The sequence below is a fragment of the Adonisia turfae CCMR0081 genome (assembly GCF_011009555.1).
Taxonomy (GTDB): Bacteria; Cyanobacteriota; Cyanobacteriia; order Phormidesmidales; family Phormidesmidaceae; genus Leptothoe; species Leptothoe turfae.
The window spans coordinates 300,376-321,442 of the sequence record NZ_QXHD01000004.1 but is presented as its reverse complement, the minus strand read 5'-3'; the positions used below and the strand labels follow the sequence as shown (position 1 = coordinate 321,442).

Here is a 21,067-nt window from a genome sequence, read left to right as displayed (position 1 = left end):
GAATGGGGGCCGATGTTGTTTTACCACCAATAGGATCCTCTGCTATAGCCGATGGGAATACCGTCGTATGTTATCCCTATGGTGTGGGCCATGGCGATGAAGGCGTTAGTCTAGGTCTGGTTATTGGTCGTCATCGCATCCTGTTAGATTGCGGTTTAGAAGATATCACTCCTTTGGAGGAGCATCCTCCGCCTGATGCTGTGTTTTGCAGCCATGCCCATGTTGACCATGGCCGCAGCTTAAACTTACTCAGGCAATGGTGGCCCCATGTACCGATATATGCCACGGCGGGGACAGTTGCTCTATTAGGAGATAGGCTTCTGGCTGACTCCATCCAAATTTTGCCCTGGCGCATGCCGATTGAGCTGGCGGATAATTTAACTGTGGAGCTCTGGCCCGCTGGGCACCTGCCGGGAGCGGCTTGCACCCTGTTTACCTACGCTCAAGATAGTCGTACCTACAAAATTTTTTACACCGGGGATTGTTTTCTCTCCAGTACACGCCTGGTGGATGGGTTGCCCTTAGCGGCACTGCGAGGCTTAAACCCCGATGTGCTGATTGTGGAAGGAAGTTTGGGGGCGACATGCTATCCAAATCGGCGGCAGCAGGAACATCAGCTGATTGAGCGACTGCGATCTCACCTCGATCAGTTACGCTGTGTGGTTTTTCCGGTACCGATGCTAGGCCTGGGGCAAGAGCTGCTCATGCTCTGGCGCAGTCATTATCACTTTACCGGTCAGCCTTTAACTATTTGGGTTGATCCCGCTTTGGCTAGCAGCTGTGATGCCTATCTGGAGCTTTTGGAGCAGATGCCCGATGCGTTTCCCCGCAATGTCCAGAACTTTGCCCAGCATCAATCTATTTTTTGGGATGATCGCATCAATCCCACGATTAAACGGTTGTCGAGCCTACCGCTAGAACCGCAAATAGGGTCTTTCGATGCACCTGCGGTGTTATTAGTGCACCCAGCTACTCCCGTTGATCTCTATTGCCAACGATATCGGGGGGCTTGGAGTGTCTTTTTGCCAGAACAGGCAGATTTGAGGAGCTGGCAACGGGAGTTGGATGCCCATGGTCCTGCTTATGACTGGTTTGATAGTTTAAAAAATGCCACGGTTTCCGGCACGGTGCAGCTTGAAACCTATCAGCTATATAGCCACTGCGATGGTGATGGGACGACACAGCTGATCCATAATTTGCGACCGCGCCATGTGGTGTTGGTCCATGGTCAACTAGAGCGTCTTAGTGCCTTAGCGAATTTAGAATCCCTCCAGAGTCGCTATCAGGTGCATATTCCTTTGCCGGGAAATCCGTTATCGCTATTTCTAGATACCCGATTTGCTTCTCTACCTCCACCCAGTGAACCCACCTTTGAGGGCACCGTGAGCGACTCTCGGGATCAGGTCTCGCTTCAATTGCCACCGACTATTACTGCTGATGCCCGCTGGCAAAGTTTTGCTGAAACAGGCATTATCGAGGCCCGCTGGCAGGGTGAAAACCTGGTGCTACGAGGCGTAGATTCATCGGAGCTGGTTGAGATTACCAACCGATTAGCTCCCGATCGCATTGCCTGTGATAACTGTCAGTTCTATCAGCAACGTAGCTGTCAGCAGCCTCGCTCACCATTGTTTGGTCGGCTAGTGGCTCCAGATGGGCATTGCCCAGAATTTACATCTCGGTAGGGGCTTTCCATGGAATGCCCCTACATGGAACGCGACTATTCGTGAATTTGTTCAGATGTGGGACAATCGTCCGAGATTATGATTTCCGTATCTCCTTTGGGAACCGTGGCCAGCTTTTGCTGAATTGAACCAATACTCTCTAACCGCACCATTTCTTCCCATGCGCAGCGCTTGTCATCTTCTTCGGTTTCGTAGCGTAGAGTTACGAGATCGCCCTCGATGTTTAAAATCTTAGCCCGCTCAATCCAGCGGTGCTGATCCCTTAAAAACACCCACACCTCACGACCGTCGCATGAGAGTTGGTATATCTTGCGATGTAGCATAGAAATCTACCTGTCATCTAAGCGACTACTGTGGTTTGCAGTCATACCTATGGTATTGCAACCACATCTTAAATACAGCTTAAGGGAGGTTAACGAAGTTTGACCACCCAGATCATAGGTTGACCACTGATGAAGGTGAAGCAATGAAACTGCATCTGTGTACATGGCCTGACGTCGAAGCCTATTTGTTGCGATCGCAAGGCATTATTTTTCCCATTGGTTCCACCGAGCAGCATGGTCCCACAGGTTTGATTGGCACCGATGCCATTTGTGCAGAAACAGTGGCTGCGGGTGTGGGTGAGCAAACGGATGCTCTGATCGGCCCTACCATTAATGTTGGCATGGCGCTGCATCACACGGCCTTCCCCGGCAGCATTAGTTTACGACCCAGTACGTTAATTGCCCTCATTCAGGATTACATTAAGCCATTAGCGCGAGCTGGGTTTAACCGGTTCTACTTTATTAATGGCCATGGTGGCAACATGGCCACCCTTAAAGCTGCCTTCTCGGAAACCTATGCGACCCTGGCTGATCTCAATATCTCAGGGGCGGAAAATGTGCGCTGTAAACTGGCTAACTGGTTTATGTGTCGATCTGTCTATGCTCTTGCCAAGGAACTGTACGGGGATCAAGAAGGTTCCCACGCCACGCCCAGTGAAGTTGCCCTAACGCAATATGCTTATCCTGATTTCATTAAATCAGCTCCCCTAGACCCTCAAGTTGCTCCCTCGGGCCATCGTATTTATGGCGCTGTTGATTTTCGACGATTTTATACCGATGGTCGCATGGGTTCTAACCCAGACTTGGCCACACCAGAACATGGCAAACAATTTTACGAAGCCGCTGTTAAAGAAATGAGCAACGACTACCTGCAATTCCTTGGCGATAACCATTAATTTTGAGACGTTCCATGGAACGTCTTTACAAACTATGGAACGTCTTCACCAATCGAATCGACTGAATCAACTAACTGCCAAGAATTTTAGGCACCTTGAAGAAATCATCTTCACGGTCCGGTGCAATATCCAAGATAGACTCTCGATCTGCAAAGGGAGTTAACTCATCCTGTCGAGTAATATTGCTCAGCTCAATGGCCCGAGTTGTCGGTTCAATATTCTCTGTGTTCAACTCATTGAGCTGCTGCACATAGTCCAAAATACCGCTTAGCTGCTCTGTAAACTGCTGTTCTTCTGCTTCTGTCAGCTCTAAACGAGCTAGGAGCGCCACCTTGCGAACCTGTTCTAAATCAATCATTTGGGAAAGGCTAATCGTAAGTAAATAAAGGATAGGGTGGGCTCTGCCCACCGTCCAATGTATGAGTTAAAAGAATACATCTGCTGCCATTCGACCCGTATTCTTCAACCAGTTTTGCGCCTCAATATAGTTATTGGGAGCCATGCGTAATGCTTCCAGCCAATAGCTAGCCGCTTCGTCATAAAAAACTTCAGCAGCCTTTTTATCACCCGCTGCTTCGGCCTGCTCACCTCGGTAGTGGTGGATGACGGCAGTATTATTTAATGCCTGGGGCATACGGGGGTTAAGTGCGATGGCTGCCGCATACTTTTCTAAAGCTGCATCATGGTCACCGTTACTGGCGTGGATTAGCCCCATGTTGTAGAGAATGAAGCTCTTATCGTAGGGATCCTCTTCTAGCTCTAGGGCTACGTCATAGTTATCTAGGGCTTCTGCATATTCGCCATCGGCCTGGGCAGACATGCCGTCACGATAGTAAGCAAAGGCTTCTTTTGCCTGCTTTTTCGTTGGCAGCATCTTTAGGATCATATCGGCCATGACCGTAAAGGATTTATCGATGAAATTATCGTTGCGCTGAGTTCTAGGCATGGCAGGGCTAGTCAATAAGAGCCAGGATTACATTTTAATGTAACGCTGTTACAACCTTACTTGGTTAGTTTCGGTCTGTAATATTTAGTCGGCATTGCTGATTTAGGATCAGCAGTGGCATTAGTTGGCTGGAGATGATTGACTGGCCAAACAGGCATCCAAGAACATGATCAAGTCGGCTAGGGTATCGCAGCGCGTTTCATCAAAGCAGTCGCTAATATCTATATCAAAGTGCTGGATGACCTCGTCACAAAAGCTTGTCGACCAGTCAAACCAGCACACCATCGGAAATTGCAGATCCTCCACTAGGTGATCCTGGGGTCTGACGCGACTAAATTCGATACCGGAATATTTTTCTAGGGTTCGGTAGATAAACCTCAGGGTTGTAGGCGCAGATTGCGTGACTCGATGGCATTCGTTGCACCAGTCCTCTGATGATAGGGGAGTACGATGCTGCCGTAGTGATTGATTGACCTGATTTCGTATGGTTAAATCAGGGCTCATATCTTGATACGTTTGTACGCTATGGACGTAGTTGTTGACCTTTCTCCACTGTCGCCACATATATTTTGCCTAACCCGCAACCCAGAAACGTGTTTACTTGTCGGTGCCCCAAGCATCCTGATATATAAGAACGATCTAGGGCCAACGCTATGGTAACTCGCTAACCACTAGCTAATGCGGGTTATACACCTAAGTCTCGTAGTATGTACTGTCTAGCTATGTGCCTATTATTCCCTGGCCCTTTGGCATAACTACGGTATCTCCAAAAAACTACCCCCAAAGGCCGTTAGCGATGATTACGACGCTAAACTGACCAGTGCTATTTGTTGTTCTAAATAAGCTTGTAGGTGCTGAGCGCTCATCGGTTTGCCGATGAAATAGCCCTGGGCAAAATCACATTGATAGGTTTCCAATAGACTTTGTTCATCCAAGGTCTCTACACCTTCTGCAATGATACAAAGTCCTAAATCATGCCCCATATCAATGGCCGATTTGAGAATAACCTGATTTTTGGGGTCAGTGGTGACGCCGCGTACAAAACAGTTGTCAATCTTGAGGGTGTCGATGGGCAGTTTCTGCAAATAGCTCAAGGATGAATACCCAGTACCGAAATCGTCCACAGCTAAACGAATGCCCAAGTGTTTAAGTTCATTTAATGTGCGGATGGCGGCATTGGCATCTTGAATCAATGCGGTTTCGGTGATTTCCAGTTCTAGCATGCGTGGGGATAAGCCAATATTTTGCAGGGTCTGGGCCACTCGCTGACTCAGGTTGCCCTGGTTAAACTGGACGCTGGATAAGTTTACTGATACGTGGCGCAGACCCAGATTCATATCTTGCCATTGGCGGACTTGGCGGCAGGCTGTCTCTAGTACCCATTGGCCGATGGAGATAATCAATCCTGTTTCTTCGGCCAGTGGGATAAACAAACCGGGGGATATATTGCCTGCTTCGGGATGGTGCCACCGAATCAAGGCTTCTGCTGCTTCGATCTGGCCCGTTTGTAGATTGAGTTGAGGCTGGTAGTGCACTTCAAATTCATCGCGTTCCAGGGCATAGCGTAGCCAGGTTTCTAACCGAATTTGATATTCGGTGGCGACTACCATATCAGGTTGATAAAACTGGCAGTAGTTACTTTTTTGACGTTTGGCATATTCCAGGGCCGCATCGGCCTGGCGCATGAGCACCGTTAATTCTCGGCTGTTGTGGGGATACATGGCTACGCCTACGCTAGCGGTGAGAAAAACTTCGTGGCCAGGTAGTGAAAATGGGCGGCTTAGGGCATCCATCAGCTCTGTTGCCAGCTTTTTGACGGTTACCAGGCTATCTATGTTGCTGAGGGCGATCGCAAACTGATTGCCGGTCAGTCGGGCCAGCATCGTACCATTGGGGAGACAGGCCTGGAGGCGATGGCTGGTGGATTGCAAAAGGCTATCACCGGCTGGGTAGCCTAAAATGTTGTTGATTTGCCTGAGGCGATCCAGACTGAGGGAAAGCAAGGCTATGGGGTTAGCCGATGTTTGGATGAGTTGAGTAAAACGTTGCTCAAATAACAGATGATTAGGTAGTTTGGTGAGACTGTCATAGTAGGACAGCCGATTCAGGTGTTCTGCGGCTAGCCGTAAATGGCTGAGGTAGTGGTTGTTAATGGCTTCTTGATGTTTTAATCGGGCTGAGATTGCAGCAATCAAGACATCATCCGCAAATGGATGGATCAGACAGTCATCTGCCCCCATCTGCATGGTGTGACGCAGGTGTTTTCGGTCATACAGTGGGCTCAGCATGATAAATGGCGTGACCGCTAGCTGTAGGTCTTTACGCATTTGTTTCAGCACGTAGTGACCATTGCAATCACTTAAATCCCAATCACAGACCACCAGATTAGGATTTTGAGCACGGACTAGCTCCAACCCAGCAGTGCCTGTGTCTGCCCGTTCAACGATGTAGCCTGCAGCTGCAATCGTTTGCTCTGTTGTTGACGTATATAACTTCGATGACCCAATCAATAAAATCTTTTGCATAGATGCTATGTTGCAACCCTGATCAAAAATCGGGCAACAGATGGCATGGCGGAGGCAGGACAACCAGTCGCTTGAGCAACGTTGGATGGCTTCCCCTTGATGGTTTCCACAGTTGCTCTAGAATTCCCGACGTGGAGAGAAATCAATCGAGTTGGGAGAGGGGAATAGGGATTGGGAATTTTTACGCAACAGCTGCCCTGACTCAAGATGCAATTTACTCAAAGTCTAAAGGGCAAATTCCTCTAGGGTTTTAGCAAAGGGGGGGTAGGATACAGCGGCGGCTTCTGCCTGGTGAATGGTGGTAGAGCCAGCGGCGCGCAGGGCCGCAATGGCGAGACTCATGGCAATACGATGGTCGGTAAAGCTATCGACATTTGCGCCCGTGAGGGTGGTTCCACCCTGAATTTCTAGACCGTCGGAGAGCTCGCTGACGGATGCACCTAGTTGGTTGAGTTGGCTGGCGGTTGCAGCGATGCGATCGCTTTCTTTGACCCGCAGTTCGGCAGCATCTTCAATGCGCGTAGTGCCATCAGCAAAGAGGGCGGCCACGGCCAGAATGGGGACTTCATCAATCAAGCGAGGAATGAGATCGCCACCAAGGGTGCAGGCCTTGAGTTGACTGGTACGTACCCGAATGTCAGCGACGGGTTCTCCCGTGACTTCCCGCTCATTTTCCAAGGTGATATCGGCTTCCATCCGTTGTAGCGCCTCTAAAATTCCAGTACGGGTCGGATTGACGCCGACGTTTTCAATTACGAGGTCTGATCCAGGTACGATGGCGGCGGCCACCATCCAATAGGCGGCAGAGCTGATGTCGCCAGGGACAATCACGGTTTGCCCTTGCAGCTGGCTCGGGCCGTGTAGTGTCACGCGGCAGGCGTCTCGATCAACAGTTAGGTTAGCGCCAAAGGCACTGAGCATGCGTTCACTGTGGTCGCGTGAGAGGCTGGGCTCGGTAACTGTAGTATCACCATCCACTGAGAGGCCAGCCAGTAAGATGCAGGACTTGACCTGGGCTGAGGCAATGGGAGATTGGTAATGGATAGGAGATAACGTTTGGCCTTGGATGGCTAAGGGCGCAAGCTGGTTGTTATTGCGACCCCAAATCTGAGCGCCCATCGTAGTCAGGGGGGTGATCACCCGTGCCATGGGGCGCGATCGCAAAGAATCATCACCGGTCACGGTAAAGAAACGATCGGGTTGCGAAGCTAGTAACCCCAGCATGAGTCTCAGCGTGGTTCCTGAGTTGCCCGCATCTAAAACAATATTAGGCTCCTGGAGGTTGCCCACTCCTAAGCCTTGGACGGTGATCCATTCTGCTTCTAGGTCAGAAATCTTAGCCCCCATGGCCTGAAAACAAGCCGCAGTACTGCGGGGGTCTTCTCCCAGCAGTAACCCTTTAATGCGAGTTTCACCGCTGGCTAACGCTCCCAGCATTAGAGACCGATGGGAAATAGACTTATCGCCAGGCACCTGGAGCCGCCCTTTTAGCCCTCGACCATTGGCCGTAATAGTCCACGCCTGGTGAGAGGCGGCATCAGTTTCAATCAGCAAAGCAGAAGACGAGGTAACCATGGCGATGGAATCAGCAAGCGGCGCTATAGATTCTATCGTGAAGGCCTACCTATTCATCGGCAGGTGCTGCGGGAGCCGTTTCTTCAGTGCCGATGGGGACCTCGGCACCACAATAGGTATTAATGTCATTCACCAGGGTGGCTTCGTTTTGCGACAAGGTTTGCAAATTGGTGAATGCATTGTTGGCTTTGCCTTGAAATTCCTCCAATACATTGCTGAGGTCAGTTTCTGATTCGGCATTGGCCACCAGCTGCATGGCTTCACCGGCCACATTGAGTTCTGTGGCTGAGCCAGAAATGATTTCGGCGTAACCGTCACGGTATTGGGATAACTGTTCATCAGCCAGTTCTAACTCACCCAGGCTAGTGACCATGCCATCGATGCTAACCACCACCTTTTCGACTGCACTGATGTATTGGGTGGCCGCGGTTTGGATGTCCCCTAGACTTTCAGCACCTTGGGCCTGTTGGGTGAAGCTATCGATTTCAGTTTCAAATTCATCCTTGAACACCTGGGCCTGATTGATCACATCGGCAAACGCGTTGCACTGAGCGACCTTTGAAGGGCCACAGCTGGCTAGTGTTAGGGCTGCTAACCCCACTGGCAAAATCGAGCGTGAAAGGCGCATTAGTATCGGTTTCCGTTATGGTCGCTACAGCATTAACCATTAAGTAGTTAATGCGGAATAGTAATCTCTTTTACAATTTACCCGGCCTGATAGTAAATAGGTTCAGATCGATTTAACCTCCATCCGGAATCTGTAAAAAACCCCCAGAAAGCCTGTCTTTACGGACAAAATAACCGATGCAGGATAGATTAAACTTGATAAATCTTTAACTGGCTTGGTTGTGCCTTCATGAGTGTCAGCATTGCGCAATATCGTCAGACAATTCCAGCGCTGCAAAACAAATCTTATTTCAACTACGGTGGTCAAGGCCCGATGGTGCTCAATGCGCTGAAGGCAATTCAGTTTGCCCATCAGACCATGCAAACTCGCGGTCCCTTTGGGAGTGCGGTTAATACATGGATGCAGGTTGAAGGGGAGAAAACCCGACGTGTTTTGGCGGACGAGCTAGGTGTGTCACCCCAGACCATGGTGCTGACGGAGGATGTTACTGTTGGCTGTAACATTGCGCTGTGGGGGATGTCCTGGCGCAACGGTGATCATATCCTGCTATCGGATTGCGAGCATCCTGGTATTTTTGCGGCGGTGTATGAGCTACAGCGACGCTTCGACTTAGAGGTCAGTATTTTTCCTCACCTCAGTCAGATCAATAGGGCCAATCCGGTGGCCATGATTCAATCCCAATTGCGTCCCAATACCCGTTTGGTGGTGGTGAGCCACGTTCTTTGGAATACGGGTCAGGTGATGCCACTAACGGAGATCTGTCAGCTGTGCCATGCTCAACCCCAGACGGTGCGTGTTTTGTCAGATGCTGCTCAATCGGTAGGTATGTTACCCCTACAGATGGCTGAGACCGGTGTGGATTTCTATGCATTTACCGGCCATAAATGGTGTTGCGGTCCGGCTGGGTTGGGGGGGCTGTATGTCAGTCCCGCAGCGATGGAGGATCTGGCACCGACGTTTATTGGTTGGCGCGGCATTACTATGAACAAAGAGGGACAGCCTACGGGGTGGCAGTCCGATGCCCGGCGGTATGAAGTGGCTACCTCTAATGTGGCGCTATGTAGTGGCTTACGGGTTGCGATCGCATCCCACCATAGCTGGGGCACTGCGGAAGAACGCTACTTTCGCATTTGTCAGCTCAGCAGTTATCTCTGGGGTAAGCTCAACAGCCTGCGGGCAGTCCAGTGTCTTTTGAAGTCGCCTCCAGAGTCTGGTTTAGTATCCTTTCAACTTTTTCAAGCAGGAGAGTATTCCCCAGACCTGCATCAAAAACTTGTTACCTATTTGGAATCGCAACAGTTCTATCTACGCACCCTATTGTCACCCAGCTGTGTACGAGCTTGTGTCCATTACTTTACGACTGAGGCGGAAATTGATCGCCTGATTGATACCATAGAAACCTTTCTGCACGGTCATTCTCTATAAATAATCAAGATCGAAAACAGTCCCATCTACACAATGGTTGCGGCCCAAGCTATCATTTTCCCACCCTAAAAAACTGGAAAGGGGTTTGCTGCCTAAGGGGCTTAGTGAAGGATAATTTCTTCTATATACCCTGTACTAGCAAAAGATGCTGCTAATGGTCAATCAGGAAATCAAAGGCGAAGATTATGTTGTTCACTACGATGCTGATGCTGTCGTTGTAACGTTTCAGGGTGAGTTGGCATTAAGCGGTCCCACAGATTACGCTCCGATTAAAGACTTGCTACAGGAGATAGCCAGTGGCAACCCTGCTGTCATGACCATCGATCTAAGACGGTTAGAGTTTCTCAACAGCTCTGGTATTAGTATGTTGTCCAAATTTGTTTTGGGTTTACGCCAAACGCAAGATATTCAGTTAACCATTTTGGGTTCCCATGAGGTGCCCTGGCAGGGCAAATCATTGAGAAATCTCCAGAAATTTCTTCCTAGCCTACGGTTGGACGTAGAGTAGTTCTATTAGTCTGCCTCAAGACTTGATTGTCCTCAGCAGCCAAGGTGGAGTATAAGCATGAAACGCTTGTTTAGTGGATTACCTAGTGATTTTCGTATTCCTATGCGCAGAATCCTGGTGGTTCCATTTGTTCTCCAAATTTGTGCCACTGTAGGGTTAGTTGGCTATCTTTCATTTCGCAATAGTCAACAGGCTGTGCAAGACTTAACCTCTCAGCTACGCACCGAGGTGTCAGCCCGAATTCAGAGAGAACTGCAGGGCTACTTTGAAACCCCCCACGAAATCAATCGATTGAATTCAACGGCATTGATTCATGGCGTGATTGATGTCACAACTGCCACCCGTGGCGAAGCCCAGCTTTATCAACAAATGAAAATTGCCCCAAATGTGGCGTTTGTTTACTGTGGTAACAATCGAGGAGATTTCTTTGGTGTTTTACGAGACCCAGAAGATGGTTCGTTACAGCTGTCCTATAGCAATGCTGCAACTAAGGCTAAGCGTCAATATTACACCCTCAATGTCCGGGGGCAACGGACTTATTTTCTACGTCAGTTAAAAACTATATTTGATGCTAGACAGCGCCCCTGGTATCGGTCAGCTACCCAAGCCCAGCAACCAGTTTGGACAGATATTTATATTGCGTTTACCACAGGGCTACCCAACATTACAGCGGCATTGCCTGTTTACGATAGAGCAGGGCAACGTTTGTTGGGTGTGTGTGCGGCTGATGTTGTCTTACCAGAAGAGTTTCGGGATTTCTTAAGAGATTTAGATATTGGTAAGTCAGGCCAGGCGTTTGTTGTGGACCGTGAAGGTCGTTTGATCTCGAGTTCGGCGGATGAACCCTTAATGTTAGGAGATGAAGAAGATCCCCAATTTTTACAGGCTGTGGATAGCCAAGATCCTCTGGTGCAGGGAACCACGCAACATATTGAAAAACGGTTTGGCAGCCTTCAGGAAATTTCGCGATCGCAACAGCTCAACTTTAAACTTCATAGACAGCGGCATTTTGTCCAAGTTCTCCCATTTCGTGATGGCCGTGGTCTTGATTGGCTAATTGTGGTTGCCATTCCAGAAGCTGATTTTATGGGACAAATCTATGCCAATAATCGTAATACCATTGCACTAACATTACTGGCCCTTGGGGTTGCAGTCGGTGTTGGGTTATTAATTACCCGCTGGCTGACCCAGCCTGTATTACGTATTACTCAAGCGTCTAAAGCCATTGCCAGCGGAGACCTAAAACATGGAGAGCTTAGACTGAGCGATAGTGAAACAGGTCCCATCCGCGAATTACGCACGTTAGCGTACTCGTTCGATAGCATGGCCAGTCAGCTCAGAACATCTTTTGAAACATTAGAAGATAAAGTTAAAGAGCGTACGGCAGAACTTGCTAATGCTAATGCTCAAATTAGTACCTTAAATGACAAATTAAAGGCCGAAAACCTGCGAATGGGGGCAGAAATCGATGTTGTTAGACAAATTCAGCAAATGATATTGCCTAAGGCTGAAGAACTAAAAAATGTGGACGGCCTCGATATTGTTGGCTTTATGGAACCTGCCGATGAAGTGGGTGGAGATTATTATGATGTTTTAGAGACGGAGGGTATCGTTACCTTAGGCATTGGTGACGTCACAGGGCATGGCCTGGAAAGCGGTATGTTGATGCTCATGACCCAAACGGCGGTGCGAACCCTCAAAGAAATTCAAGAACATGACCCCATTAAGTTTCTAGAAACCGTGAATAGTACGATCTATCAGAATGTCCAGCGGATGGACTCTGAAAAGAACTTAACCCTTGCTATTCTCAACTATTCAGACGGATACGTTAGTATTAGTGGTCAGCATGAAGAGATTCTTATCGTTAGAGTCGATAGCACGGTTGAGAGCATTGATACGATGGACTTAGGGATGCCAATTGGGTTGGACGATGATATAGGTGGCTTCATTAGCTATGTCAAAGTTCAGTTGCAGCCTGGTGACGGGATCGTACTCTACACTGACGGAATTCCTGAAGCCTATAATTCACATAAAAAACAATATGGTATGCCTCGTTTGCGCCAGGTGATATCCCAAAGTTGGCATGGTAGTACGGCTGAAGATGTTCAACGAGCTATTATTAACGATGTTAAAGCGTTTATTGGTGAACAAAAAATATTTGATGATATTACCCTGCTTGTCCTCAAACAGCAGTAATACTTTCGTATAGTTTGGCCCTTCTCTCTGAATTAACCCTTAACCAAAGATTCCCCTAACAGATCTTATATAAATCGACGTTCCAGGAGAAAATTGGATGCATCAGATCTTTGGTGATTATATTACTATTCTTCCTCCTGAGCGCGATTCCCTAGAACTGAGTTTTACCTCTACATCAGAAGATATTAAAAACCTTTGGCGTAATCAACGGCTGTCAGCGCATTTTTTGGCCAATTGTTTTATTAATTTTCTGCCATTAGATGAGAATAACCCTGAAGAGGAACAAAGGATAAAAGAAGCCCAGGGCTCCATTAGCTATGTCGCTAATGAACTCATCGAAAACGCTGTGAAGTTCAATTTAGAAACGTCTACCCATCAAGTAAAACTTGGAATTTATTTTCTAGAGAATCCAGAGTTAGTTGCTGTTATATTCGCTACCAATAATGTTAATAAAGCCCAAGCGGCGGAATTCCAGATATTTATTAAAGAATTATTAGCATCTGATCCCCAGGAGTTATACCTACAACAAGTGGAAGAGAGCGCTATGGAAAACGATACTACGCGCTCAGGATTAGGGTTTCTCACAATGATTAATGATTATCAGGTTCGCCTAGGTTGGAAGTTTGAGCCTTTACCAACACTCCCTGATGCGATCGCTGTAACGGTGATGGCCCAAGTCACCGTATAGCCTATTTTTTTGAGTAGGTTTTCCCTACAGTAGAAAGTCTACACAAACATCGGTTTTCGTTGTGAATGGGATGGAAGCGGTCGCTAGAATGTCTGAATCCTTTAAAGATTGGGCGTTGCTGAGCTTCCCCCATGATTCCATCCGTTGAATTTAGGCTGTTTGAAAGTTCCACAGACGATTCATCCTCTAAATCGGCAACGGCAAAAATTGATTTTTGCTGCATTTTTATGCACTATCCCTGGCTCTGTGCTAGCGTTTGGTCAGATTTATTTTCGGCTATGCAATCTTTTCTAAAATGGTTCTCCGAATATAACTCTGTGTCCTTTGAATTTGAATGTTTGGAGAATCTCATATGTCAGTGTATGTTGGCAATTTGTCTTACGATGCCACCAAAGAAGATGTGACTGATGTTTTCGCTGAGTACGGTACCGTCAAAAGTGCTCATCTACCTACCGATAGAGAAACAGGTCGACCTCGTGGGTTTGCCTTCGTTGAGATGGAGACAGATGCGGAAGAGACCGCTGCCATTGAGGCTTTAGACGGTGCTGAGTGGATGGGACGCGTACTCAAGGTTAACAAAGCTAAGCCCCGTGAGCCTCGGGGGGGATCAGGGGGAAATTGGGGTAACAAAGGGGATCGCCGTTACTAATTGTTATTGCGATTACCGCGATTAAATTGTTTTTGAGCCTTGCAAATAGAAGTCATGTAGGTTAATCTGCATGGCTTCTATTTGTGTCTGATATCCACTCCGAATCCATTAAACCCGGTTAAAAATGGATAATCCTGTAGGGGCGCTCCCTTGTACGGTTCGGCTGAACTCACCGTTGAAGCCATACCCTTCGATACTGGGTGCTATTAGTCAGGATTTTGTATCAGTGGGATTAGTAGGATAAATTCATTGGCGTGTGATTAATGTCACATCCTCAAGCCAGGAATCTCTTCTGGTGACGATGGAGCTTGTTTGGTGTCCTGTGGCTAAGTATTGCAGCCGTGCTCTAAGCAATCTCTGTGGTTGTTATAGCCTGTATATTCTGAGTTCAATAGTCAGTACATTCTCCCTCTATTGTCTGAATTCAGTGTTTTGCTTACTCACCTGTTATTCAAAGGAGCTGTCATAAATGTCTGCACTAAATGGTGTCATGATGCAATATTTCCATTGGTATGTGCCGGGGGACGGCAGCCTATGGAATCAAGTCAATACTCGATCTAAGGAATTAGCAGATGCGGGATTTACGGCGATGTGGTTGCCTCCAGCCTATAAAGGCATGGGTGGTGGCTACGATGTGGGATACGCCGTTTACGATATGTATGACCTGGGTGAATTTGATCAATGTGGCTCGAAGCGTACCAAGTACGGTACCCGAGACGAGTATTTAAGTGCCGTTCAAGCGCTTCAAGCGGCTGGTATCCAGGTCTATGCCGATGGTGTGCTGAACCATCGGATGGGGGCCAACCAGACGGAAGTTGTGAAAGCTACCCCCTTTTGGCAGAATGATCGCTTAAATCCCAAAGGTGGGCAGCAGGACATTAATGCCTATACGCATTTCACCTTTCCAGGACGCGTGTTGCCGGACGGGAGTAAGAAATATTCTGATTTTGAGTGGCATTGGTGGCATTTTGATGCCGTTGACTATGATGACTACTCCAAAGATAGCAATACGGTTTATCTCTTTGAAGGAAAGGCATTTGATGATGATGTCGCCCTAGAGAAAGGAAATTTTGCCTATCTGATGGGAGCCGATGTGGACTTTCAAAGTGTCGAGGTGCAAAAAGAAGTTGAAAACTGGGGTAAGTGGTATCTAGAGCAAACCGGTGTAGATGGTTTCCGGCTTGATGCAATTAAGCATATTTCTGCCTGGTATTTTCCGCTGTGGATTGATGCTCTGGAACACTATGCTCAGAAAGATCTGTTTATGGTGGGTGAGTACTGGTACAACGACCTTGGTACCCTCCAATGGTATGTAGATGCTGTGCAAGGTCGGATGTCGGTGTTTGACGTGCCTTTGCACTATAACTTCCACTATGCCAGTAAAGCGGGAGGGCATTATGACATGGGCAAGATTCTGGATGGGACGATGATGCAAACGCGTCCTACCCAGGCAGTCACGTTTGTTGAAAACCATGACTCTCAGCCACTACAAGCGTTAGAGGCTCCGGTAGAGGCTTGGTTTAAACCCTTGGCCTATGCCCTCATCTTGTTGCGAGCAGAAGGTTATCCCTGTGTTTTCTATGCTGATTACTATGGTGCTCAGTATGAAGACTATGGCAAAGATGGCAATAAGTATCCCATCACCCTTCATGCTCATCGTTGGCTGATTGATAAGTTTTTGTATGCCCGCAAGCACTTCGCCTATGGTCCTCAGTATGATTATTTTGATCATTTCAATACCATTGGTTGGACTCGACTAGGAGACCCAGAGCATCCCCAGGCGATGGCTGTGATTATGAGCGATGGTCCTGAGGGTTCTAAGTGGATGGAAGTGGGTAAGGCAAATACTCAGTTCTATGACCTGACTGAGCATGTGAAGACGCCGATTACTACTAATGAGTCGGGTTGGGCAGAATTTCGCTGTAATGGTGGTTCTGTCTCTGTTTGGGTAGAGGCGTAAGTCGGTCAGTATTGCCAAACTACTGTCAAACTATGTTTTGAGACAGTGATTGCTCAAAAAGCCGCTTGTTGGTGATGCAAGCGGCTTTTTAAGATCTTTTGTGCTGTTAATCAGTGTGACAGTTTCCCGATGCGTCCTTAAATGCGTTGCACAATGCTTATCCCTTCTGCGGTAATAGTATCTGTATAGCTGTAACTGTAGATGTCTTTGTCAACCTTCTTGAGGGTCTATTGGGGCTGACATGATAACGATCGATTATCTAGAACTCATCGAGCAGGGTGTAGAAGCCTGGAATCATTGGCGTGAAGAGCATCCTGATGAGTGCCCCGAATTAGAATCTGCTTACTTATTTGAAAAGTCGCTACAGGGCATTAACCTGCGCAAAGCCAATCTCAGTCGGGCGTGTTTGATTGGTGCAAATTTAGATGGCGCTGACCTGGCGGAGGCCAATCTTAGTGGTATTTATGCGAATAATGCTAGTTTGCAAGGGGCTTGTTTAGCGGCGGCTAATTTGCAGGATGGCAACTTTGTAGAGGCAAATCTGAGTGAGGCAGATTTGTCTGATGCGGTGACTGATAATGCTAATTTTACAAACGCTAATTTACAAGGCACTTGTTTAGAGGTGGGGGCTGAGAGCGCCTCGCCACCACCTGCACCTGTTGAACAGCTGACGCCTTTGCCGTCTAAACAGCCTACAGTGGCTCCTGATGTGTCACCGGTTGCTTCCCAGGTGCAGGTATTGGTAAAACCGCCGCCTTTGTTACCTCGAATAGTGATGATAGGCGGTGCGATCGCAACCGCCGCCGTCGGCCTCTACTTTATACTGCGCCCTAAAGGTCCTAAATTTGTTACCCCCGATGGCACCATAACGATTCAGCTCGTGTGTAATGAGCCTGACGTTACGCCCATTAAGGCCGACGAGCCCGATCACATTTATCAAAACGGTACCCGATTTTATGGCCCGTTTGCCGATGGTAAGCCAGCCAACGGTCGTGGCAGCATGCTTTTCACCAATGGTAATCGCTACGATGGTGAATATCGTGACGGTCGACGCAATGGTTGTGGCACATTTACCTTTGAAACTGGCCGTCGATATGTGGGCGAATTTCAAAATGATTTATTTAGTGGTCGTGGTGTGTGGATGTTAGAAAATGGCGATCGCTACATCGGCGATTTTGAGTTTAATAAGTGCAATGGTGAGGGGGTGTATATCTTTGCCGATGGCGCCTCAGAATCAGGCATATGGCAACAAGGACGCTTGGTCGATGGCAATGTGACATGTGATCACAGGCCGATCGATTTACCTGAATCGTGACATTGTTTTTGCAGGAGCATAGCTATGCTTACTTTTTCCAACCGATTTTCCAAGGTTCGTCTGTTATTAGCCGTGATCTCAGCCATTAGTTTCACCCTAGGAGTGACCCCTATCGTCTATGGTCAGGACGTCCCGACTCCCACACCGCCGGCAGATGGAGGAGAATTTGAAGGAGCGCCTGATCCTACCCCAGGTGCTGAACTAGAGCCAGAACCGACTGACGTTTTACCTGAGGACGATGAGCCCACATCAATCGATTTACCGGATGATGCTGACTCTGAATCTCCAGGGGAAGATACGGATGTGGACGACCCCGATACCGCCGTTGAAGAAAATCCTGATGAGCCAGCTGCAGCGGAATCACCGGAAGATTCAGACGCCGCTCCAGACGATGAAATTGCTGACGAACCTGATGCCGAAGACGCGGATGCCGAAGACTCAGCGGTTGAAGACTCGGATGCCGAAGACCTGGCCAATGAAGATACTGAGGACGCTATTGGTGGTGAAGGCCCCCTTAACAACAGCCCTCGGGGGCTATGGTAGGTGAGGCGGCAGCGCCCTGCTTAAGGCAAAACGGTTACTGCAAAACGGTGACTAATGTGCCGGGGGTAACCAGCTCATAGAGTTCGCGGATGTGTTCGTTATACAGACGAACACATCCATGGGAAGCTGCCTGGCCAATGGAGTCCCGATTGGGGGTACCGTGAAACCCGATTTCATTGCGGCCATCGGTCCAAAAAGCAATCCAGCGTTCCCCTAATGGGTTATTAGGGCCAGGGGGCATCAAATCGCCTGTAAATGGATTGGTCCAGCCTGGATTTTCGAGCATATAAGACACTTCAAAGCTGCCGGTAGGTGTTTCCCAGCCAGTTTTACCCACCGCGACAGGAAACGTCTTTTCAAGGGTATCTCCCCGATAGACATGCAGCTGACGTTGGTCGAGTTGGAGCACGAGTTCAACGGTCTGTGTGTCAGTCAGTTCATCTATTTGTTCATTGGGGGGCGGCCATTTTCTCAGCTCTGAAGCAGGTAATTTGACCGGTTGAGGATCTCGGTCTAGGTGGTAAAGGGGCGTCGGCAGTGGTGCCAGGGCCGTTGGTGCCAGAGGCTGCTCTGGGGCAGGAGTTTGAGCCACACCAGGCAGTGCCAGTAGACCCCCAAAGAGGGGCACTGTCAAGCTAACTATCAAACTGCGAAGAGTGTTAGTCACCGAGTATCTCTATTGCGTTTTACAGCTTTTTTGATAGTGACAAAATTCAGCCATGGCATGTAGGGGAGTAGACAGAAATTCGCCACTGGCACCCTCCGGTGACCATGAGCTTTTGATTTTAACTGTGAATTTCCAAAATTGGAAAAAATAACATTCCAGGTTTCCCCAAATGGAAAACCTGGGAATAGCAATGTCGGCATACTGTTATCAAGCGTCCGATATCGAAGGGCATGGCTTTGACGGAACTTAGCCGAACCCTATAAGGGAGTACCTCTACAGGATTATCCACCTCTAACCTATCGCGGCAGTCGCTACAACGCCCAGGGCTTAGTAATCTCCAGCGTTCGATTCGCACAGTGCACCAGCCCCCGACAATACTGTCGGAGGCTTTTTTCTTGAGAGATAATCCGCAATCCTGATGACCGGCACCTCATAGGGCATGGCTTCGACGGAGTTCAGCCGAACCGCATAAGGGAATGCCCCTAGAAGAGTGTCAGACTTTGGCCCCTGCTTGGGGTCTGACCTGTTTGTAATTGATGGCTGCACCGATCAGATAGCCTGCTGTACATAGCATGAGGCCATACACATTCACACCCAGATCGATGGCATATCTACCGGCTCCGATGATGACCCAGTCTGGAAAAATTTGAGTGCTAAGGGCACTTTCTAGCACCCGTAGAATACCGAAGATGAGACCGGGCCAAAAGGCAAAGTGAAAGCTGAGACGCCCAGCACTGGGAATAAAGGACAATAAGAAAATGGGAGCCAAACCCATGACCATGGTGCCACTGATGGTGGTTGCCAGAATAATGGCTGGTCCAATCTGATCGCCTAGATAAATGCTTAGCAACGGTACATTACCAAGGATTGCGATCGCAACAATCCACCAGCGGCCTATGGATGCCTGACCCTCTGTGGGGTGATCTCGACGATTGGCCCAATCGCGGGCTCCCAGTTTGGCCACACTGGAAAATGTGGAATCCAGGGTGGAACCGGCACTGGTGAGCATAATGGCATTAAACACCAGCAACATTGGCAAACTAAATAAGACGGGCACTGCCAGTATCGGTGACCCTTCAACGGCAAAGGCACGGGCATAGAGCCCAACAAAACTGAAGAGAAAGATAAAGCCGCCGCTGATCACACCCGCCAGTACAAACCCTTTGAACATAACTTTGGGAGACGTAATAAAGGCGCGGTCTGTCATGACCGGATCATGGAAGGGATAGCTAAAGATTTGCACAAAGGCTAATCCGCAGAAGGTCAATCCTGCGAGGGTGGTATCTCGATCCGCAGGGGGTAAGCCTTGACTGACCAGCCCTGGGCCTAACACAGCCAAAATAATAACGAGCAAAACAGCCGCCAGCAGCATCTGGGCACCATCGGTTAATAAACTGCTGCGCAACCCACCTAGAAGACTGTAATAGACGGTAAACGAGGTTACCAGTAGTGCTGCAAACCAATATCCACCGCTGCCTTCAGGACCAAAATATAGAGAAAACACTTTGGTGTTGGACCATACCTCATTGAGAAGACGTATGGCAATGGCTAACAAAAATAATCGAGAACACAGGGTGCCATACTTGCTCACTAAAAATTCGGAAATGGAGCGGTAGCCGCCCCGCGTGCGAATCAGATAGAGCGTGACTGCGGCAGTCACAAAGCTCAGGTAGTAAATGGCATAGCCGATGCCACCAGTAATACCAAAGGCATTGCTTAAGCTCGCTGCATTATCAATGGATTTAGCAAAAATCCATGAGATCGTCGCACTAGACACCAGTAACCAGAGGCCAGGATCGTTACCCTGACGTGAATGTCCCTGAAAGAATTCAGAGGCTGAGACTTTTCCAGGTGTTGTTGTTTTAACAATGCGATAGATAAACAAACCATACCCGGCTAATAAAGCCCAGGTGAGTGTTGCGGTGGACATATTGTTGTTATGAGTTTTGAGTTGTTGTTGGTTGGCGAAACAATGGGGTGATTAAGCCATTACCCTTGTTCTTACAGCCTTTTCAGCTGTTTCAATTTCCCAGACAAAAGCCACAGTCACGTAGCCCGTGACCAATCGATAGGGTTTGTCAGCAGTAGTTGTTAAAAATGCAGTAACAGCCGCAAAGTTGCTGTAGGGACCACCACAGATGACAATGCGATCGCAAGTATCAGGAACGTGAACATGTTTAACAGATGCAACCATTGGCACAGATGCAGGGAATGAACAGCCAGTAAGACTCGATCTAACCACAGATTGTCTGAATCAACGCTGAGTTTTTAATTAGAAATGTGGCATAAAACGCCCTCAGTCTTTTATAGACCGCATAGAAAAGATCAGGGGTTCTTGTTAATAATTAAAGCAATAAAGTATTACTCACCCTGGGTATGATGTCATCTGCCAAATTCAGGCAGTTAGCGGGCTTTACAGATCAACTGATCTCTTCGATCAGTAACGATGGCAACAAAAACAACAACTTTTGTATCCCGAACTAGTACCCGATGGCGGAAAATTGGCAGCGATGCCATCCACCCATCACCCTGTCCCTTACC

The 21,067-nt window shown here is 48.3% G+C and carries 20 protein-coding genes; 10 read left to right on the top strand and 10 right to left on the bottom strand.

Features of this window, described 5'->3' with window-relative positions; genetic code table 11:
• The first annotated feature begins 2 nt into the window (after window positions 1–2).
• Window positions 3–1,682, top strand: coding sequence for an MBL fold metallo-hydrolase (locus DXZ20_RS05670; protein WP_163696932.1), 1,680 nt, complete (start codon window positions 3–5; stop codon window positions 1,680–1,682).
• A gap of 35 nt (window positions 1,683–1,717) precedes the next feature.
• Here the strand turns inward: DXZ20_RS05670 and DXZ20_RS05665 are convergent, their stop codons facing one another.
• On the bottom strand, window positions 1,718–2,005 hold the full coding sequence (locus tag DXZ20_RS05665; RefSeq protein WP_163662157.1) for a DUF6679 family protein: 288 nt from the start codon (window positions 2,003–2,005) through the stop codon (window positions 1,718–1,720).
• Window positions 2,006–2,148: 143 nt separating this feature from the next.
• Between DXZ20_RS05665 and DXZ20_RS05660 the strand changes: the two genes are divergently transcribed.
• On the top strand, window positions 2,149–2,901 hold the full coding sequence (locus DXZ20_RS05660; RefSeq protein ID WP_163662156.1) for a creatininase family protein: 753 nt from the start codon (window positions 2,149–2,151) through the stop codon (window positions 2,899–2,901).
• Between the two features lie 70 nt (window positions 2,902–2,971).
• On the opposite strand, the gene gatC is transcribed toward DXZ20_RS05660, so the two are convergent.
• The 6 genes from gatC to DXZ20_RS05630 all read right to left on the bottom strand — a co-directional run bounded on the left by gatC (window position 2,972) and on the right by DXZ20_RS05630 (window position 8,575).
• Window positions 2,972–3,259, bottom strand: a complete 288-nt coding sequence (gatC, locus tag DXZ20_RS05655) for an Asp-tRNA(Asn)/Glu-tRNA(Gln) amidotransferase subunit GatC (RefSeq protein WP_163671570.1) — start codon at window positions 3,257–3,259, stop codon at window positions 2,972–2,974.
• Window positions 3,260–3,325: 66 nt separating this feature from the next.
• Window positions 3,326–3,847 carry a photosystem I assembly protein Ycf3 gene (locus DXZ20_RS05650; protein WP_163662155.1) on the bottom strand — a complete coding sequence of 174 codons (522 nt, stop codon included), beginning with the start codon at window positions 3,845–3,847 and terminating at the stop codon, window positions 3,326–3,328.
• Between the two features lie 120 nt (window positions 3,848–3,967).
• Complete coding sequence (locus tag DXZ20_RS05645) at window positions 3,968–4,411, bottom strand: hypothetical protein (protein WP_163696930.1); 444 nt, start codon at window positions 4,409–4,411, stop codon at window positions 3,968–3,970.
• Between the two features lie 236 nt (window positions 4,412–4,647).
• Window positions 4,648–6,372, bottom strand: a complete 1,725-nt coding sequence (locus DXZ20_RS05640; protein WP_163696928.1) for a two-component system response regulator — start codon at window positions 6,370–6,372, stop codon at window positions 4,648–4,650.
• A gap of 225 nt (window positions 6,373–6,597) precedes the next feature.
• The gene (aroA, locus tag DXZ20_RS05635) at window positions 6,598–7,947 is read right to left on the bottom strand and encodes a 3-phosphoshikimate 1-carboxyvinyltransferase (protein WP_163696926.1); all 1,350 of its coding nucleotides are present in this window, start codon (window positions 7,945–7,947) and stop codon (window positions 6,598–6,600) included.
• 49 nt (window positions 7,948–7,996) lie between these two features.
• Window positions 7,997–8,575, bottom strand: coding sequence for a hypothetical protein (locus tag DXZ20_RS05630; RefSeq protein ID WP_163662151.1), 579 nt, complete (start codon window positions 8,573–8,575; stop codon window positions 7,997–7,999).
• A gap of 228 nt (window positions 8,576–8,803) precedes the next feature.
• On the opposite strand from DXZ20_RS05630, the gene DXZ20_RS05625 reads away from it, so the two are divergent.
• The 8 genes from DXZ20_RS05625 to DXZ20_RS05590 all read left to right on the top strand — a co-directional run bounded on the left by DXZ20_RS05625 (window position 8,804) and on the right by DXZ20_RS05590 (window position 17,859).
• Window positions 8,804–10,000, top strand: a complete 1,197-nt coding sequence (locus tag DXZ20_RS05625; RefSeq protein WP_163662149.1) for an aminotransferase class V-fold PLP-dependent enzyme — start codon at window positions 8,804–8,806, stop codon at window positions 9,998–10,000.
• 154 nt (window positions 10,001–10,154) lie between these two features.
• Complete coding sequence (locus tag DXZ20_RS05620; RefSeq protein ID WP_163696924.1) at window positions 10,155–10,508, top strand: slr1659 superfamily regulator; 354 nt, start codon at window positions 10,155–10,157, stop codon at window positions 10,506–10,508.
• A 57-nt stretch (window positions 10,509–10,565) separates the two neighbouring features.
• Window positions 10,566–12,704 carry a SpoIIE family protein phosphatase gene (locus DXZ20_RS05615; RefSeq protein ID WP_163696921.1) on the top strand — a complete coding sequence of 713 codons (2,139 nt, stop codon included), beginning with the start codon at window positions 10,566–10,568 and terminating at the stop codon, window positions 12,702–12,704.
• 97 nt (window positions 12,705–12,801) lie between these two features.
• Window positions 12,802–13,392, top strand: coding sequence for a slr1658 family protein (locus DXZ20_RS05610; protein ID WP_163696919.1), 591 nt, complete (start codon window positions 12,802–12,804; stop codon window positions 13,390–13,392).
• A 352-nt stretch (window positions 13,393–13,744) separates the two neighbouring features.
• Window positions 13,745–14,041: an RNA-binding regulator gene (gene rbp, locus DXZ20_RS05605; RefSeq protein ID WP_006516039.1), complete on the top strand. Its 297-nt coding sequence runs from the start codon at window positions 13,745–13,747 to the stop codon at window positions 14,039–14,041.
• 469 nt (window positions 14,042–14,510) lie between these two features.
• Window positions 14,511–16,001: an alpha-amylase gene (locus DXZ20_RS05600; RefSeq protein WP_163696917.1), complete on the top strand. Its 1,491-nt coding sequence runs from the start codon at window positions 14,511–14,513 to the stop codon at window positions 15,999–16,001.
• A gap of 241 nt (window positions 16,002–16,242) precedes the next feature.
• Entirely contained in the window at window positions 16,243–17,316 is a 1,074-nt protein-coding gene (locus DXZ20_RS05595) for a pentapeptide repeat-containing protein (RefSeq protein WP_163696915.1), read from the top strand.
• 24 nt (window positions 17,317–17,340) lie between these two features.
• Entirely contained in the window at window positions 17,341–17,859 is a 519-nt protein-coding gene (locus DXZ20_RS05590) for a prolipoprotein diacylglyceryl transferase (RefSeq protein ID WP_163696913.1), read from the top strand.
• A 34-nt stretch (window positions 17,860–17,893) separates the two neighbouring features.
• Here DXZ20_RS05590 and DXZ20_RS05585 read toward each other — a convergent pair whose 3' ends face one another.
• The 3 genes from DXZ20_RS05585 to DXZ20_RS05575 form a co-directional block, all read right to left on the bottom strand.
• Window positions 17,894–18,526, bottom strand: a complete 633-nt coding sequence (locus tag DXZ20_RS05585; RefSeq protein WP_163662135.1) for a L,D-transpeptidase family protein — start codon at window positions 18,524–18,526, stop codon at window positions 17,894–17,896.
• 493 nt (window positions 18,527–19,019) lie between these two features.
• Entirely contained in the window at window positions 19,020–20,456 is a 1,437-nt protein-coding gene (locus DXZ20_RS05580; protein WP_163696912.1) for a Na+/proline symporter, read from the bottom strand.
• A 51-nt stretch (window positions 20,457–20,507) separates the two neighbouring features.
• Window positions 20,508–20,720 (bottom strand): hypothetical protein, encoded by a 213-nt coding sequence (locus DXZ20_RS05575; protein ID WP_163696911.1) that lies wholly within the window; start codon window positions 20,718–20,720, stop codon window positions 20,508–20,510.
• Window positions 20,721–21,067: the final 347 nt, after the last annotated feature.